Raw genomic sequence first — 16,280 nt, 5'->3', positions numbered from 1 at the left:
GGATCCAGGGCGGTGGGGAACGCTGCGAACCGAGGGTGTCCTGGGGGTACAGGATCTGCCGGAAAGCGGTGGCCCGAATAGGTCTGCTGCCGGGCGACCCGGTGTACATAGGGCCGGATGGCATGGTGGACAGGGATTTCCTGGATTTCGTGCGGTCCGCGACGTTCCGGAATCTGGAAAGGGAAACCAAGAGGAACTACGGAACGGATTACCGGCCTCTGTTGAACTTTCTCTCCTCGCGCGGGCTGTCCTGGTGGCAGGCGACGCGGCAGGACCTGGCGGACTACCGGAACTGGCGATGCGATGCTCCCGAGAACCCGGGGCGGATCAGCGGAACAAAGTGGAACCGCGAGGCAGCGGCGTTCACGAAGCTGTTCAGGTGGGGGAAGGTCCATCCGCTGCCGGTGGACGTCTCCCGGCGGGAGGACCGGGCTGCGGACTCGGTCAGTGCGCGGGTGTCGTGGCTGACACCACGGACTTGGGGGCTGTGGTCGGACATCGGGCTGCGGGGCCACACCCACGCCCGGGTCGCGTCTCCGAGCTGGGAATCGCGTACGGAGTTGCGGAACACCGCCTTCGTGCAGCTGCTGCTCAGTTCAGGGCTGCGGCGACAGGAAGGAGGGGGCCTGCTGCTATTCGAGTTGCCGACTCAGCGGTTGCGCCACGGGCGATACATGCACGGTCGTCTCGCGGGTGCGCTGACGAGGTCGAAGAACAGCCGAACGTTCTACGCCTCGGTCGACGCGGTCGGCCAGGTCGAGGCGTACATCCAGTCTGAGCGGGCCTGGGCAGTCCAGCGAGCCCAGGAGGCGGGCCGCTACGAGCGGCTGCCGGTGATGCAGCAGATGCGGCTGGTCACGAGGATGACCCATGGTTTGAAGCCGGAGGTCGAGTGGGTCGATCGCAAGGGTGTGGTCGGGTCACAGGAGCTGAGCCGCCTGAAGTGGCGTGAGCGTCAGTGGCTTTTCCTGGAGGGCCCCGACGGGCCGGAGCCGGCGTGGTTGTGGCTGACCGAGGAGGGCCTGCCGATGCTCCCGGACCGGTGGAACGGCGTGTTCAGGTTGGCGAACCTGCGCTGCGAGAAGGTGCTGCTCACTGATGAGGAGCGGAGGATCACCCGGGACCTGCGGCTATCAGAGATACAGAGCAAGAGTCCGTACGCCACCCCGCACTCGGCCCGGCATTCGTTCGCACTGTTCATGCTGATTCTACTGAACGACCTGTTTGAGAAGCGATACGGGCTCACCGGCAAGGACCGGCGGGACTTCGCCCTACTGTTCGGCGATCCGTGGTGGCTGGTGAAGACGTTGCTGGGCCACGCGGACGTGGAGACGACGAAGCGGCACTACTTGGCGCCGGTTTCTCATCTGCAGCTGGAGTCGATTCTCGCCGCTGCGGCCACCACGGATGACGGCCAGGACATCGAGGACTTGACCGGGGTGTTCGCCCGGCTGGCCCGGGAGACGGCCGGGATCCAGGACATCGACATGCTCGTCGGGGACGCGTCGTGAGCGGGCGGGGACGTAAGGCCGTCCCGCCGCCGCCCGACCATCGAGTCGAGCCCCCGATGGCTGCAGACGGCCTCGTAGTCACGGTCACGAACGAGGCCGGCTACACGAAGGGGTTCGACTTCGCTGAGCTGCCGGTGGCCAGGCCCATGCAGGAAGCTCTCGCTGCGTCGTTCGCTGCCCGGTCTCTCGGCTGGACCAGCCACAGCACAGCCAGGACCTGCTGGACCGGGCTTGAAATGTTCGCGAAGTTCGTCGCCGGTCTGGACAGTCCGCCAGATGATCTGGATGGGCTCACGGTGACCGCCCTGCAGAGCTGGCGGGATCTGCACATCAGGACCAATAGCGGCAAAACCACACTGCGCGTCGTTCGGGGCCTGCTCCAGGGGGACGCACGGCTGGCTGGGGGGCCGGTGGCAGAGGAACTCGCGCGTCGCATTCCGAAGCCGGTGCCGAGCAAGCAGTCCTATGGGGACAGCGAGCGGGACCGGGTGGTACTGACGGCTCAGCGTCAGTTCCGGTCGGCTTGGCTGCGGATCACCGAGAACTCGCGACTGCTGAGCAAGTGGCGTGCGGGCGACCTTGCCGAGGGCTCCCGGGAGTGGAAGCTCGGGCGGGTTCTTGAGCACGTTGCCCGCACCGGTGATGTTCCCCGCACAGTGATGCCGGGTGGTCTGCGACACGTGACGCATCGCAGGTTGCTGGGTAGCGCAAGTCCGGAGAAGACCTGGGGTCGGCTGTTCCTGACGCATATGGAGCTCACCGCGCTGGCCGTGCTCCTAACTGACCGTTTCGCATGGAATCTATCGGTCTACGACCGCATTCCGGCGCCGAGGACGAGCCCGTCGGTCGGGGAGACAACCTCGGTGACCTATCAGATTCAGGTCGAGAAGCACCGGGCCGGCAGGGGGCGATGGTTCTCTACGGAGAATGTCACGGACTCCGGGGCCGACTCTCCGGGGCGGCTGATATCTCAGGCCATGCAAGCCACCGCTCACGCTCGGACGCTCGCCAACGATCTGCAGCCGGGAGTCAACCTGTTCATGGCCGCTCGGGCCTACCAGATTGAGCCGAAGCACACGGATCTGGACCGGCCCGCCCCGGTGGGCCCGGTGTCCTTCGGTGTCTCCTACTCAATGGCTCAGTACTGGGCCAATAAGAACGGGTTGGGCGGGTCGCCGTTCGGGCGGGTCCGTCGGACGACGGTCACGGATAGGCAGCGCCCCCTGCAGCACAGTCAGGGCACGCATGAGAGCGTCTACGTGCTGCCGGATAAGCGGGTCCAGCGCGCTTCCCGGGACGTATTCGAGGCGGGGGCCGTGGAGGCCCTGGGGCAGGCTCGGGCTGTCGTCTTCGGTGGGACGATCACGGCTGAACCGGACCCGGAACATCAGGAGACCGCTACAGCAGACTGCGAGGACGAGGAGTCCAGTCCGTGGCCAGCTCCCGAGGGAGGCTGCGGGGCGGATTTCCTACTCTGCCTGGCCTGTTCTAACGCGCATGTCCACCCGGGCCACCACCCCCGGCTCGCGCACTTGCACCAGCAGATCTTGGGCCTGCGCTCCGCCATGGACGACCGCATGTTCCGTGCACGCTGGAACGATCACCTGCTGCGGCTGGAGGACCTCCGCGACGACGACAAGAAGATTGGCCTGGCCGCCTGGAAGGCCGCTCTGGCCCGAGTCAGTGATTCCGACCGCAGTGTTGTCCAGCTCCTGCTGAAGGGAGACCTCGCCCCATGACCAGTCTCGCCGCCGAACACGACCCATACATCCTGACCATGCCGGGCCCGGACTGCCTGGTGGTGCTGACCCAGTGGATCAGCCCTGGCAACACGCACTACAACGCTCGTTATGGGGAGTCCGTCTGGCCTCTGGCGCCGCTCATCGACAACCCCAGCACCACTCTGTTCTCGATTTTCTGGAGGAAGTGTCCGGCCCCTTTGCTGGGTGAGGTGAAACTCGTGACCTGGACGATGCTCAACGGCCGGCTTCGGCCCACCTACCTCCAGGGCCGCGGGGTCCAGGCGCGGAGCAGGACCTCCGCCTCCGATATGCGGGACACCTGCAATGAGTGGATGCGGCTGGCACGTTGGCTGCATGAACGTCGCTTCACCAGTCTCGGTGCCTGCACTGAAGAGGTGTGGCGGGCCTACGTGTCCGAGCGTTGGCAAGAGGGCGTCTCCCGCGACTACGCGGAGAAGATTTGCACTTTCCTGTCGGATCTTTGGGCATTTGACCAGCTCAGCGCCCGTCCCGCGAACGTCACTCGCCCCCCATGGGAGGACGAGGGGGTCGATGACTTCCTTCCCGCAGCCGACGGCTCGGCATCCAGGGAGAACAGCAGAGAGCCGCTCGACCCACAGACCCTGGGGCCGTTGCTGATCTGGGCGATCCGCTTCATCGACGACTTCGCCGACGACATCCTCGCTGCCTGGGCCGAGAGGCGACGACTGGTCGCCGTGGCCACCGCGAACGAGAGTGTCCCAGAGGGCTTGGTCGCCCTTGCAGACTACTTGCTACCTCTCGTCCAGGCTGGAGACGTGCTCCCTGCGGTCAGGATGCACGGCAAGATGTCCCTGGCCCGCACCTACGTCGCCGCGCTCACGGGCGCGAGTCTCGGCCAAGTCGGCCGCTTCTCCGGGCTGCACCGGCTCTCAGATCTGGCCGATGAGCGACCCGGTCCGTGTCCTTTGCAGGTGCCGGTCACCGGGCGAATCAACGGGAAGCCCTGGCGCACGCACATGGATTTCGACGAGGCCCCCGAGCTGATGAGGCACCTGGGCACGGCCGCAATGATCATCTGCCTGTACTTGACCGGCATGCGTCTGCAGGAAGTGCAGGGGCTGCGGTCTGGTTGCTGCCCCGAGCCGGAGGCCGGCACCGACGGCGCACACGGCCGGTATCTGATTCGTAGCCGACACTACAAGAACGTCACCGATTCTGACGGGAACCTGATCTCCGCGGGTGAGGAACGTCAGGTCCCCTGGGTGGCTATCAGCCCGGTCGTCCACGCCATCCGCGTCCTCGAACGGATGGTGCCGCCTGGCGAGCTCCTTCTGAGTGCTGCCCGCCACGACTTCATGCAGCAGCGCGGCCACCACGGGGCACTGAAGCACCAGGGCCTGCATACCCGGATCGAGGACTTCGTGAGCTGGGCGAACCGGGAAGCGAACCTCCAGGACTTGCCCACCCAGATCATCTGCGCAGACCCGCACGGCGCCATCGGATTGGCGCGGTTCCGGCGCACGCTGGCCTGGCATATCGCTCGGCGCCCAGGCGGACTGATCGCGCTCGCGATCCAGTACGGGCATATGAGGACAGTCCTGGATGCCCGGACCTCCAGCGGCTACGGCTCCCGCAGCCGTGGGGGTATGCACAGCGTGCTCGATGTCGAAACCGCTCTCGCTGCCGCGGACACCGCCGCCCACCTGCGCGACCGCATGTCTGCCGGGGAAAAGATCTCCGGCCCGGCCGCCAGGCGGGCGGTCACCGCAGCCGCGACGACGCCGCGGTTTGAGGGCCGGATCGTTCCCGCAACGTTCGCGAGGAAGGCCGCCAAGTTCCTCGCGCGGGATGGCATCGTGCTCTATGACAACCCGGACGCCTTCCTGATCTGTGCGTTCAAGCACGAGAACGCGCTCTGCGAACCCGATACGGGTGCCACCGCACCGAGGCAGTACGCATGCCAGTCCGGCTGCGGCAACACTGTCCGCACCGACACCCACGCAGGTCAGATGCGGGAGATGGCCGACGAAATCGACCGCAAGTCCACCGCCGTCCCGGAGAAGCTCGCCAAGCGGATGCGTCGCAATGCCGACAACTTCCGCAAGATGGCCGACGCCCATGACGCCACTGCCCAGAGTGTCGAGGCCCTGATATGACCCAGCAGTCCCTGGACGAGCGGACCCGGATCCGCGAGGCGATGGACCGGCTCTTGAACGGACAGGCAACCGCCTCCAACGGCAGTCTCACGGTCGTCGCTCTCGCCGCTGAAGCCGGCGTTCACCGCATGGCCCTCATAAAGCGGCACGCGGATCTGAAGAACGAGTTCTACGAGCGCGTCCGCAAGGAAACCCAGCAAGTCCCCGAGGCGGAGAAACGGCTCCGGGAAACGGTCGCCAAGCTGAAGAAGACCATCACCAACCAGCATGAGGAGATCGAAGAGCTCCGCCAGCTGGTGACGCGCCTGACCCTCGCCAGCGCCGTCCTCGCGCAGGAACAAGGTTCGGCACCAGATCCCGTTCTGGCACACAACAACGTGATCCCGTTCCGTCCGCCCACCAACTGGGCTCACCGCTGATGCGGCGCTGGCTGGACTCGAACAGACGGGTGAGCGCATAGATCCGTACGAGATGGTGCACGATCTGGCGTGGACTCGAGCGTCACCTTCAGCCCGAGCCGAGTAGGGGACAAGGCCCGTGCCGCTCTCTTCCTCAACGGTGACTGGGAACGATCTCCATTGAGAAGGGCCTTGACCCCGGATGTTGAACACGTCTATGCGGCTTGGGTCAGGGTAGTTGCTGCTGGTCGGAGGGCGTTCTCGTAGGCGATCGGGGACCGCTGGCCGAGGCGGGAGTGCCGGCGGCGGGTGTTGTATCGGGTCAGCCAGCGGAAGGCGTCGAGTCTGGCCTCACGCTCGCTCGACCAGGCCTTCCGGCCTTTGAGCGCCTCCCTCTTGAAGGCGGCGTTGAAGCTTTCCGCGGCGGCGTTGTCCGCGCTGGAGCCGACCGCGCCCATGCTCTGCCGGACCCCTGCTGACCTGCAGAGTTCCGCGAAAGCCCTGCTCGAATATTGAGATCCGTGGTCGGTGTGCATGATCGCTCCGGCAAGGCTTCCACGGGTCCGCTCGGCGACCGTCAGGGCGTCGATGACGAGCTCTGTCCGCATGTGGTCGGCGATCGCCCAGCCGGCCAGCCGGCGCGAGGCGAGGTCGATGACGGTCGCGAGATAGAGCGGCTTCGAACCGCTGACCGGCAGATAGGTGATGTCGCCGACGTACTTCATGTTCACCTCGGATGCGGTGAAGTCACGTCCGAGCAGATCCGGTGCCTTCGCCGCGGCTTGGTCCGCGACGGTGGTGCGGTGCCGGCGGCGCAGACGGACTCCCTCGAGCCCGATGGTCCGCATGATCCTGGCGACGCGCTTGTGGTTGACCGCCGGGCCGCCCTCGTCTCGGAGTTCTGCGGTGATTCTGGGGGCTCCGTAGGTGCCGTCGGAGTCCTGGTGGACCTTGCGTATCCGGGCCGCGATCCCGGCTTCGACGGTCTGGCGGGCCGCTCTCGCGGATGCGGTGCGGCGCCAGTAGTAGAAGCTCGAGCGGGCCAGGCCAAGGATGTCGCAGAGCCGCTTCACGCCGTGTCGGCGCTGGTGATCGTCAACGAACTGGCAGCGGTTCACCAGCGCGTCTCCGTCGCGAAATACCGGGCCGCCTTGCGGAGGATGTCGCGCTCTTCCTCCAGCTCACGGATCCTCTTGCGGGCGGCGGCCAGCTCCGCCTGAACGGCGTCGGCGTCGGCCCGCGAGGCGGCCGGCGGCGCGGAGTGGGCGCCAGGTCGGCGGCCGTCGGCGGCCCGGATCCAGTTCCGCAGCGTCTCGGTGTTCACCCCGAGATCACCGGCGACCGACTTGATCGTCGCTCCCGGCCTCGAGCGGTACAACGCGACCGCGTCCGCCTTGAACTCGGCGGGGTAATGCTTCATCCCCACAGGGACTCCGTTCTCCTGGACCATCAAGATCCAAGTGTCTCCGGTGTCCAAAACCCAGGGTCAAGGCCCGAAAGCTTCAGGCACCCTGATCAGGGAAGGACCAGTGGAGGTCATCTAGATCTGTGTCGAGGTGCCAGGAGTGAAGGAGCCGTTTCCTGGACAGCTCTGCCAGGACGAAGGGGATCGAGACGAGCGGCAAGCCCGAGCATCGTGCAAGTCGTTCCGCCTCTGCTGACGATCGTCGGGTGCCGAGGGACGCATGGGAGGCCAGAACGAGATAGACCAACTGCTCCTGGGTGTTCGCTTCCGCGCGCCGAGCGTGCGCCATCATCCTCAGGGCCCAGTCCGCTGCGCTTCTGCGAGCTCGCCTGCCAGGATTCTGAAGCAGGACTACGTGGTCGAGTAGTTGGGCGTCCCAGCTGCTGCTGCCTCCTGGCTGGGCTGTCGCCCATGCCGGCCTAAGCCAGCCCTCGTGTTCAAGTTCGCTCCAGCAGCTACGGGAGCGCCGCACCCCGGAAGAGCGAACCAGCCCGTACGGCAGCCGTACGGCTCCGACGGTTGAGGCCCGAAGGGCGCACTGCAGGGCCAGCAGGCGAGCACCCGCACCTACCGCTGGGTCGAGGGCTGCGGCGATGTAATTGATCATGTCGCGCGTTCTGTGCCTATCAGCCGAGTCGCGTTGCCCTGAGTTCGATGTGCGCCGCCGACTACGGCCTCCAGGGAGGGGTGTTGGGGTCGGATGCGTGAGCGGTACTACGGCTCCTTGATCCATGGCTGAGGCGCACGCTCTACATGCGTCGGTCAGGTGCCACACTCGCCCGCCGCTGGCGCGTACTACGACGAGAACCAGGGAGCCCTCGCAGCCGCGGTGACGTCGATGCCACCGGCAGTTTTCTTCCCGGCAGCGACATGTCCTCAGGTGCGGGAAGGCCGCGCCGCCTCGAGCGTGCTCGGCGAGGTGCGCAAGCGCGGCTGCCCGCCGGTGCCCGGGCGCACTTAGCGGCCCGCAGTGTGCGCATACCGCCGCTAGGCACTGTTTCTCGGATCATGTGCGGAGCCAGATGATGAGGGCTGCGAGGGTGACGGTGCCGAGGTAGATGTAGGCGCGTTTCTCGTAACGGGTGGCGACGGCGCGGAAGCCCTTCAGGCGATTGATGGCGCGTTCGACGGTGTTGCGTTTCTTGTAGCGCTCGCTGTCGAAGCCGGTGGGGCGGCCGCCTCGGGAACCGCGGTTCCTGCGGTGTCTTTGCTGGTCGCGGCGTTCGGGGATGGTGTGCCGGATTCCGCGTCGTCGCAGGTAGCGACGGTTCTTCCGGGATGTGTAGGCCTTGTCCGCCAGGACATGGTCGGGCCGGGTGCGGGGCCGTCCCACTCCGATACGGGGCACGGAGACCTGCTCCAGTACCCGCTCGAATTGCGGGCCGTCACCGTAGTGTCCGGGTGTCAGGACGAGGGCGAGAGGCCGGCATCGCCCGTCAGCGGCGAGGTGGATTTTGGTGGTGAATCCGCCGCGGGAGCGTCCCAGGCACTCGCCGATCTGACCACTTCCTCGAGCCGGACCGCCAGTTTCCGCAATGCCGGATCGACCTGGTTCGTCCCCCCAACGTTCCCCTTTTGGGGAGCCAGGGCCGTCGGTGCCTTCCTTGCGCCGGCGGCGTGCTGGTGGGCCCGCACCGCTGTCGAGTCCACCGAGACGTCCCAGTCGATCTGGCCCGTGGCGTCTTCGGTCGCCTGGATCCGGGACAGCAGCATCGTCCACGTTCCATCGGCTGACCAGCGGCGATGGCGTTTGTAGACGGTCTCCCACGGCCCGAACCGCTCCGGTAGATCCCGCCACTGCACGCCCGTCCGAACCCGGTAGAGCACCCCGTTGATCACCCGGCGGTGATCACTCCACCGGCCCCCACGGGCGCCACCAGGAGGCAGGAACGACTCCAGCCGGTCCCACTCCGCGTTCGTCAGATCCCCACGGCCCATGCAGCCAGCCTGACCCCAACACCCCACCCACGTCAGGAGATCCGAGAAACAGTGCCTAGTACTGCAACGGCGTTTGGTGTGACTGGTGGCCAGGTTGGTCGTTGGTCTGGATATGGGTGGGGTACTTGGTGATGTGAGGGCGTGGGCGGCGGGTCTGGGTGAGGTGCATGAGCGGTTCGTGCACCGGTTTGCCCGGTCGGAGCCGCGTGAGTCGGCACTGGCGTATATGCGGGGTCTGGTATCTCCGCTGGAGCGGAAGAACGGCTGGACACTCGCGGAAGAGGCTGGGCATGGGGGCCCGGACCGCATGCACCGGCTGCTGAACCGGTGCGACTGGGACGCTGATGAAGTCCTCGACGACGTCCGCGACTACGTCTTCGAGCATCTCGGTGACCCCGAAGCGGTCCTGATCGTGGACGACACCGGCTTCCTGAAGAAGGGCATCCGCTCGGCCGGCGTCCAGCGCCAATACTCGGGAACGGCGGGCCGCACGGAGAACTGCCAGGTCGGTGTCTTCCTCGCCTATGCCGGCGAACGCGGTCGCACGCTGATCGACCGCCGCTTGTATCTGCCCACGTCGTGGACCGATGACCGGGAACGGTGCCGGGCCGCGGGCATCGAGGACACGGTCGCCTTCGAGACGAAAGTGGTCATCGCCAAGGCGATGGTCCGCCGGGCGATCGCGGAGAAGATCCCGTTCCGCTGGGTGACCGCGGACGCTGCCTACGGCTTCTCCAAGGGCTGGCGGACCGAGTTGGAGCGGGCTGATGTCTTCCACGTCATGGCCACCACCCGGCACGACACTGTCGTCTCCCGCTGGGCCATGGACCACCCGGTCCACGACCTGTTCAACGGCCTTGCGAGGCAGAAGTGGAAGCGTCGTTCCTGCGGGATGGGCGCCCACGGCCCGCGGGTCTACGACTGGGCACGCGTGGAGGTCCGGCCCTGGCACCGCGAGGACCGCCGGCACTGGGTCATCGCCCGCCGAAGCGTGAGCCGGCCCGACCAGATCTCCTTCTACATCGCCTACTGCCCCGCCGAGACCACCCTCGACGAACTCATTCACGTTGCGGGCAGCCGGTGGGCGGTCGAGGAATGCTTCCAGACCGCGAAACAGGAATGCGGCCTGGACGACTACCAGGTCCGCCGATATCCCGGCTGGCACCGCCACATCACCCTCGCCATGGCCGCCCACGTCTGCCTCACCGTCCTGAAGGCCCGCGAGGCCAACACAGGGAAAGCAGAAACGGATCCTCCCAGCTCATACCCCTCACCCTCCCCGAAATCCGACGCCTGATCACCCGCCTCACCCACCGCCGACCAGCACCCGTCGAACACGTCCTGCACTGGTCACACTGGCGCCGCAGACGACAGTTCCAGGCCCGCACCAGCCACTACAAACAACGCGGCCACACACCACCAGAGACTGCCAACCTGTCAGAGCAAAGACCGTTGCAGTACTAGGTCTCCTGCCTCCGCCCGGATCGTGATCGTCCAGAGGCGGTCGACCTTGCTTACGGGATCGATCTTCATGGGTGTGGCCTCCTCGCGACGTGGAATCCGAGTCCACCTGCTTCGCACGTGGTCGACGGCCGCACACCGTAGTGCAGACCTCTGCACTACGGCTCTGCGGTGCAGATCTGATCAAATAGGGCAGACCTCTGCACTGACACGCTGGGGTGCCGCACCGTGCGATAGCCAGGTGACGACTCCTCCGCCAGCCCCGAACCTCAAGGCCCTGCATTTGGAGTTGTCGCGCCTCCGAGCTGCTCGTGGATGGACCTACGATCAACTTGCCGAGCGCAGCGGCCTGGCTCGACGGACCTTGATCGAGATCGAACAGGGTCGTACGGTCGGGAGCCTCCAGACGTGGCACCGCCTCGCGCACGCCCTTGGTACGCCCATCGGCGAAATCCTCGGAGCGCTCTGCCAGGGGCATGAACCACCCCAGCCCTCAGCAGGTGGACCTCTCTGATTGCGGACTGAAACTTCACCCTCCTCGCCCCGCAGGGTCGTACGTAAGTGCGGAGCTTGGGTGTTTGGTCGAGCCGATACAGCCGAGAGCCGTACGCAACGGCCGCGGAGCGGGGCCGCAAGTGGTGCGGCAGGCACCCTCGCGGGCGTGAGCACCTTCGAAACAGCGGGTACGCCCGCCGCCCGGAAGCCTTGGTACCTGACGTCAGCAGATGTCAGGTCGGCTGCCTGCCCCACCTGTGATGCAATCAGGCAGACACCCTGCGTGGACCTGCGCAACAAGCCGATCCCGGTTCTGCACCGTGGCCGGACCTTGCGCTACCTCGATGTCCGCTTCGGCGTGACCCCGTCACCTCGACCAGCCTCACGCAATGAGCTGCAGCAGTCGGCACCGCGCCTGGCCGGGCCAGGTCTGCGCGCGCTACGGCCTTCATATCCTGAGCCTTGGCGCCTTCCACTGCACGAGCTGGCCGACCAGATCTCCTTCTCATTCTTCGACTACGCCAAGGTGGCAGTGGCTGAAGCGTGCGGGGCCGAACGCACTGGGCTGACCGACCTGCTCTACGGTGACGATCGCATCCGGGCGTCCATCGACGCCCTCACGTACGCGCGTCATCGCCTGCAGCTACGCAGGGAAGAGCTTTGCCTGAGCGGCCGACGAGAAGATGATCAAGTCGAACACTGGAGATGGCAGGACGACGCGGTAAGGCGTCGGCTCAAGGAAGCCAAGACCGAGCTGCAGCGGCAGCGCGACAGGGACCTCATGCTCCAGGGTCAAGTTGTCCATCGTGCGGCGACCGACGACCCTCGTGAACAGGCCCATCGGTGGCTGGCGCAGTACCTTCGCGTCGAGTTCAACGAGCTGTTCGTGCGTATCGCTACGGAAGCCGGCGCATCGCCCAGCGTCCTTACCCCAGCGAGATCACCTGAGGAAACCATCGCGCGCGCCTTCGATCGGGGGTTGCTACTGAGGTTTTCAGGGTGGGGTCGGTGGGTCGATGGCCAGATGTGTGGCCGTGAGGCAGCCGTCGACCAAGTGGGGTCGGAGTTGGATTCTGTGTAACTCGCGGCGGAGTGTGCGGTCGAGGTCGTCGGGTGTGGCGAAGGCGGTGTTGGCCATCGCTCTGCGCACGAGTGACCAGACGGCCTCGACGGGGTTCAGGTCGGGTGCATAGGGCGGGAGCCGGACGGTGGTGAGCCAGTCGTGCTCGGCCTCGTAATGTTTCAGCCCCGCGGCCAGGTGGGTGTTGAGATTGTCCCAGACCACCACGATCGGGCCGCCGAGCTGGATGTGAGCCCGCACCAGCAGGTCGCGGTAGTCCTTCCAGGAGAAGCTCTTGCGTGCACCCTTGAGCAGGAGATGAGTGCGGGGCCGGTGGATGAGACGGCTGTGTTCACCGGGTTTGTAGCAGCACAGCGCGGCGACCGAGGTCCGGCGGCGGGACCTGCCGCGCACACGGATGACAGGGGTCTGTCCGCGCCGGCCCCAGGTGCGGGCACGGGGCGGAGTCATCGAGAAGCCGGCTTCGTCCTCGAAGACGATCCAGGCACCGGACGCCGCCGCGAGGCTTTTACCCCCGGCCACACCTCCTTCTTCCACAGCTCCACCGCGTGCTCGTCACGCTCGAGGGCTCTGCGGGCGGGCGCCTGCCAGGACCAGCCGTGCCGTCTCAGCAGCCGCCACACCGTCGCCACCGACAGGCTCACCCGAAGATGCCGACGGATCAGGGTCTGGACCCGGGCCAGGGTCCAGCGTTCGTCTTCGAAGCCGTGTGCCGACGGCCCCTTGCCGAGTTCCTCCTCGAGCACAGCGAACTGTTCATCGGTGACGGTCGGGGCGTTCGCCGGACCCGTCGAGCGCAAGGCATCCATGCCGCGCTCGCGCCAGGCACGGCGCCAGCGTTCCACGGACCGCACACTCACCCGCAGGTCCTTCGCGATGACCGCGGTCTTCTCACCCGCCGCGAACCGCACGCCGGCCTGAAGCCGGATCCCCTCACGAAACGCCCGACGCTCAGCGGTCAGGCCCCCGCCCTCTGGATACCTCACCTCACCGGCATACCGCAGGGATCATCAACCGTCACTACCCGACGACAACCCGAAAACCTCAGTAACGGCCCCGGTCACCCCAGAAGTCGAACGGCTGCGCTCATGTGACGATTCCGATTTCCGGCATCGTGTGCTCAGAGCTCGTAACACGATCATGAGCTGGGCTTGTTGAGGCGTCTCCAGCAGATGAGGCTGCAGGCGAGGGAGACGAAAGCGTCGTGGAGTTCGGTGCGGCGTTCCCATCGGACGGCGAGTCGTTTGAAGTGGTGGAGCAGGGCGAAGGTCTGTTCCACGACGTAGCGGAGCTTGCCCATACCCTTGATGTTCGGGGCTCCCTTGCGGGAGATGACCGGCAGGATCCGGCGTTTACGCAGCTCCTCGCGGTTGGGGTTGGAGTCGTAGCCCTTGTCTCCGAGCAGGGCCTCGGGACGACGGCGCGGACGGCCGGGTCGGCCCGCCACGGGTGGGATGCCGTCGACCAGGGCGAGGGTCTGGGTGACGTCGTTGACGTTCGCCGCGGTCGTGATGACTTTGAGCGGGGTGCCGCGTCCGTCGCAGATCAGATGGTGTTTGCTGCCCGTCTTCCGCCGGTCGACCGGCGACGGACCGGTGTCGGCGCCCCTTTTTCGCGCGGATGTGGGAGCCGTCCACGCATGCCCTGGACCAGTCGAGGCGGCCGGCCGCGTTCAGCTCGGCGAGGAGGATGCGGTGCAGCTGGTCGAAGACCCCGGCCTGCTGCCACCGCTCCAGCCTTCGCCAGCAGGTCTGTCCGGAGCCGAACCCCAGCTCAGGGGGCAGGAGTTGCCAGGCGATGTCGTTGCAGAGGACGTACAAGATGCCTTGCAGGCACAGCCGGTCAGCGACCGGCCGCGGCCCTGGTGACCTCGTCGGCCAGGGCGGCAGCAGCGGCTCGATCAGTGCCCACAAGTCGTCATCCACGATCCACGGCCGAGTACTCACACCATCCCGAACGGCCGAATCGTCACACCGGTCACGGCTGACCAGGACATCTCAGCAAGATCCTGTTACGAGCTCTCAGCGACGCAGGTCGCCAGAATGACCGCGATGACCTCCTCGCCCATCCGCTACTCCTCCACCGGTGGCGCCGGCAGCTCCGGGTACTCCAGGACGAGGTTGCTCCAAGCGCGAGGGCAAGCGCGCCCCGCAGCCTTGACCCGCTTCCCTGGCGGCGGCTTCACATGGGCAGCGCGGAGGAACTCTCGAGACTCATGGCCCGACGCACGCTCTTTGCTGTCCTACTCCAACGGTCAGACGAAAACCAGCAATTGCGCAATCAAGTCGCCGATGTCATCGCCATCGCGGAAGCTGTTTCCCCAGACACTCCGGTACTCAAGGCCGCAACCCTTTCTGCCCGAGCCGAACTCGTCCGACGCCACCCCGCCCTCTACCAGCTCATTCGGGATGTTCTCGAACCTCACCAAACCAGGTACGGACGGTTGAAGGAGTGCCCGCCTGAACATCGGCGCGAGCTCCGCTCGAAGGTTATGAGCGCCCTTCGGCAAAGGGTGGGCTCTGGCGATCGGTTGGGGTGCGCGGAGGTGTGATACGCCTGGGCCTCGGCTCCCGTCGCCGGCTCACTGGCAGGGCTTGGTCAACCACTGTTCGTGTTGACAGTGACCTTCCCAACCGCTCGGTGATCTGTGTCGAAGGCTCGGAACACGTCAATGGGGGGCTTTCAGTCGCGTGGACGCGCCTGGCCGGACGGCGCCGCTCGATCGGGTGGTCCCGGCTGGACGGGCGAACCGGCTCCGGGCTGTCCGGGTTCTCCCGGGCATGGACAACGAGAACGTGATCAGGGTCGAGGGCCAGGGGCATGAGACGGCAGCGGTGGCGGCCGCCAAGCTGATCGCCGAGCGTCGCCTCGGGACGAGGATGTTCTGGCTCCGCGGCGCATCAACCGGCTGGACCGCTAGTGACCTGAGTCAGAGGTTTGTCGTTGGTTTGGGTATGAGTCGACCAGGTCCGAAGATTCCGCCGTTGTCGGTCACTGATGCCCAGCGTGCTGTCTTGGAGGGCTGGTTACGTCGTCGCACGACGGCCCAGGCTTTGGCTCAGCGGTCGCGGATCGTGCTGGAGTGCGCGGAGGGACACTCGGTCATGGAGGTGTCGCGCCGGTTGCGGATCGCGCCGGACACGGTGCGGACCTGGCGGCGGCGCTTCCTCGAGCACGGTCTGGACGGGCTGGGTGACGAGCCGCGGCCGGGTGTCCCGCGGAAGATCACTGACGCGGATGTCGAGCGGGTGATCGTGAAAACGCTGGAGGAGACGCCGAGGAACGCGACGCACTGGTCGACCCGGTCGATGGCCGCGGCGACGGGTATGTCGCAGTCGACGGTCTCGAGGATCTGGCGGGCGTTCGCGCTGGCGCCGCACCGGTCGCAGACGTTCAAGCTGTCGACGGATCCGCTGTTCATCGACAAGGTCCGCGACGTTGTCGGTCTCTACCTGGATCCGCCGGAGAAGGCTTTGGTCCTCTGCGTGGACGAGAAGTCGCAGATCCAGGCTCTGGACCGGTCCCAGCCGGTCCTGCCGATGATGCCCGGTGTTCCAGAGCGCCGCAGTCACGACTACATCCGTGCCGGCACGACCACCCTCTTCGCGGCCCTGGAGGTCGCGACCGGCAAGGTGATCGGCTCACTCCACCGCCGTCACCGGGCTGCCGAGTTCAAGAAGTTCCTGGCCAAGGTCGACAAGGAGGTCCCGGAGGACCTTCAGGTCCATCTGATCCTCGACACCTATGCGACCCACAAGACACCCGACATCAAGCGGTGGCTGCTGGCGCATCCGCGGTTCCATCTGCACTTCACGCCGACCAGCGCGTCGTGGCTGAACCTGGTCGAGCGGTGGTTCGCCGAGCTCACGCAGAAGAAACTGAAGCGTGGAGTCCACCGCTCGGTCCAGGCTCTCGAACGCGACATCCGGGCCTGGCTCGCCGACTGGAACGACCACCCCCGGCCCTTCGTTTGGACGAAGACAGCCGACGAAATCCTCGACAAGGTCGCTTCCTACTGCCACCGAATCTCTGACTCAGGTCACTAGGCCGC

14 protein-coding genes are annotated in these 16,280 nt (G+C 66.3%); 8 read left to right on the top strand and 6 right to left on the bottom strand.

Annotated features, from left to right (window positions below):
• The first annotated feature begins 122 nt into the window (after positions 1 to 122).
• Genes JIW86_RS03545 through JIW86_RS03530 form a run of 4 tightly spaced genes read left to right on the top strand, consistent with a single transcriptional unit; the run spans position 123 to position 5,810 of the window.
• Positions 123 to 1,511, top strand: coding sequence for a site-specific integrase (locus tag JIW86_RS03545; protein WP_257552450.1), 1,389 nt, complete (start codon positions 123 to 125; stop codon positions 1,509 to 1,511).
• Positions 1,508 to 3,250 (top strand): hypothetical protein, encoded by a 1,743-nt coding sequence (locus JIW86_RS03540; RefSeq protein WP_257552449.1) that lies wholly within the window; start codon positions 1,508 to 1,510, stop codon positions 3,248 to 3,250. Before JIW86_RS03545 ends, JIW86_RS03540 begins: the two co-directional genes overlap by 4 nt.
• Positions 3,247 to 5,391 (top strand): site-specific integrase, encoded by a 2,145-nt coding sequence (locus JIW86_RS03535; protein WP_257552448.1) that lies wholly within the window; start codon positions 3,247 to 3,249, stop codon positions 5,389 to 5,391. The genes JIW86_RS03540 and JIW86_RS03535 overlap by 4 nt, the downstream gene beginning before the upstream one ends.
• Positions 5,388 to 5,810 carry a hypothetical protein gene (locus tag JIW86_RS03530; protein WP_257552447.1) on the top strand — a complete coding sequence of 141 codons (423 nt, stop codon included), beginning with the start codon at positions 5,388 to 5,390 and terminating at the stop codon, positions 5,808 to 5,810. Before JIW86_RS03535 ends, JIW86_RS03530 begins: the two co-directional genes overlap by 4 nt.
• 194 nt (positions 5,811 to 6,004) lie before the next feature.
• Here JIW86_RS03530 and JIW86_RS03525 read toward each other — a convergent pair.
• Together JIW86_RS03525 and JIW86_RS03520 are read right to left on the bottom strand one after the other, a co-directional pair.
• Positions 6,005 to 7,215, bottom strand: a protein-coding gene (locus JIW86_RS03525; protein ID WP_406368159.1) for an IS3 family transposase whose coding sequence is annotated in 2 segments (ribosomal slippage) — positions 6,005 to 6,921 and positions 6,921 to 7,215 — 1,212 coding nt in all. Because the reading frame shifts where the segments join, the coding sequence is not laid out codon by codon here.
• A gap of 1,045 nt (positions 7,216 to 8,260) precedes the next feature.
• Positions 8,261 to 9,192, bottom strand: a protein-coding gene (locus tag JIW86_RS03520; protein WP_416237519.1) for an IS5 family transposase whose coding sequence is annotated in 2 segments (ribosomal slippage) — positions 8,261 to 8,844 and positions 8,844 to 9,192 — 933 coding nt in all. Because the reading frame shifts where the segments join, the coding sequence is not laid out codon by codon here.
• A gap of 112 nt (positions 9,193 to 9,304) precedes the next feature.
• Here JIW86_RS03520 and JIW86_RS03515 point away from each other — a divergent pair.
• The 3 genes from JIW86_RS03515 to JIW86_RS03505 all read left to right on the top strand — a co-directional run bounded on the left by JIW86_RS03515 (position 9,305) and on the right by JIW86_RS03505 (position 12,229).
• Positions 9,305 to 10,489 carry an IS701 family transposase gene (locus JIW86_RS03515; RefSeq protein ID WP_257552446.1) on the top strand — a complete coding sequence of 395 codons (1,185 nt, stop codon included), beginning with the start codon at positions 9,305 to 9,307 and terminating at the stop codon, positions 10,487 to 10,489.
• A gap of 405 nt (positions 10,490 to 10,894) precedes the next feature.
• On the top strand, positions 10,895 to 11,167 hold the full coding sequence (locus JIW86_RS03510) for a helix-turn-helix transcriptional regulator (RefSeq protein ID WP_257552445.1): 273 nt from the start codon (positions 10,895 to 10,897) through the stop codon (positions 11,165 to 11,167).
• Positions 11,168 to 11,431: 264 nt separating this feature from the next.
• A complete protein-coding gene (locus tag JIW86_RS03505) occupies positions 11,432 to 12,229 on the top strand; it encodes a hypothetical protein (RefSeq protein WP_257552444.1) in 798 nt (265 codons plus the stop codon).
• Here JIW86_RS03505 and JIW86_RS03500 read toward each other — a convergent pair.
• From JIW86_RS03500 to JIW86_RS03485, 4 genes are all read right to left on the bottom strand, one after another.
• Positions 12,143 to 12,679 carry a transposase gene (locus tag JIW86_RS03500; protein ID WP_257559204.1) on the bottom strand — a complete coding sequence of 179 codons (537 nt, stop codon included), beginning with the start codon at positions 12,677 to 12,679 and terminating at the stop codon, positions 12,143 to 12,145. The genes JIW86_RS03505 and JIW86_RS03500 overlap by 87 nt on opposite strands.
• Entirely contained in the window at positions 12,676 to 13,215 is a 540-nt protein-coding gene (locus tag JIW86_RS03495) for a winged helix-turn-helix domain-containing protein (RefSeq protein WP_257552434.1), read from the bottom strand. Before JIW86_RS03495 ends, JIW86_RS03500 begins: the two co-directional genes overlap by 4 nt.
• 152 nt (positions 13,216 to 13,367) lie before the next feature.
• Positions 13,368 to 14,157, bottom strand: a protein-coding gene (locus tag JIW86_RS03490; RefSeq protein WP_416237657.1) for an IS5 family transposase whose coding sequence is annotated in 2 segments (ribosomal slippage) — positions 13,368 to 13,842 and positions 13,841 to 14,157 — 792 coding nt in all. Because the reading frame shifts where the segments join, the coding sequence is not laid out codon by codon here.
• Positions 14,158 to 14,483: 326 nt separating this feature from the next.
• Entirely contained in the window at positions 14,484 to 14,654 is a 171-nt protein-coding gene (locus JIW86_RS03485; protein ID WP_257552442.1) for a hypothetical protein, read from the bottom strand.
• 529 nt (positions 14,655 to 15,183) lie between these two features.
• Here JIW86_RS03485 and JIW86_RS03480 point away from each other — a divergent pair.
• Positions 15,184 to 16,275, top strand: coding sequence for an IS630 family transposase (locus JIW86_RS03480; protein WP_257559205.1), 1,092 nt, complete (start codon positions 15,184 to 15,186; stop codon positions 16,273 to 16,275).
• The last annotated feature ends 5 nt before the right edge of the window (positions 16,276 to 16,280 follow it).

Origin of the sequence: Streptomyces sp. NBC_00162, assembly GCF_024611995.1 — a bacterium.
In the GTDB taxonomy this organism is placed as follows: Bacteria; Actinomycetota; Actinomycetes; order Streptomycetales; family Streptomycetaceae; genus Streptomyces.
The sequence above is the reverse complement of the archived record's forward strand: the minus strand, read 5'-3'. Positions and strand labels throughout refer to the sequence as shown.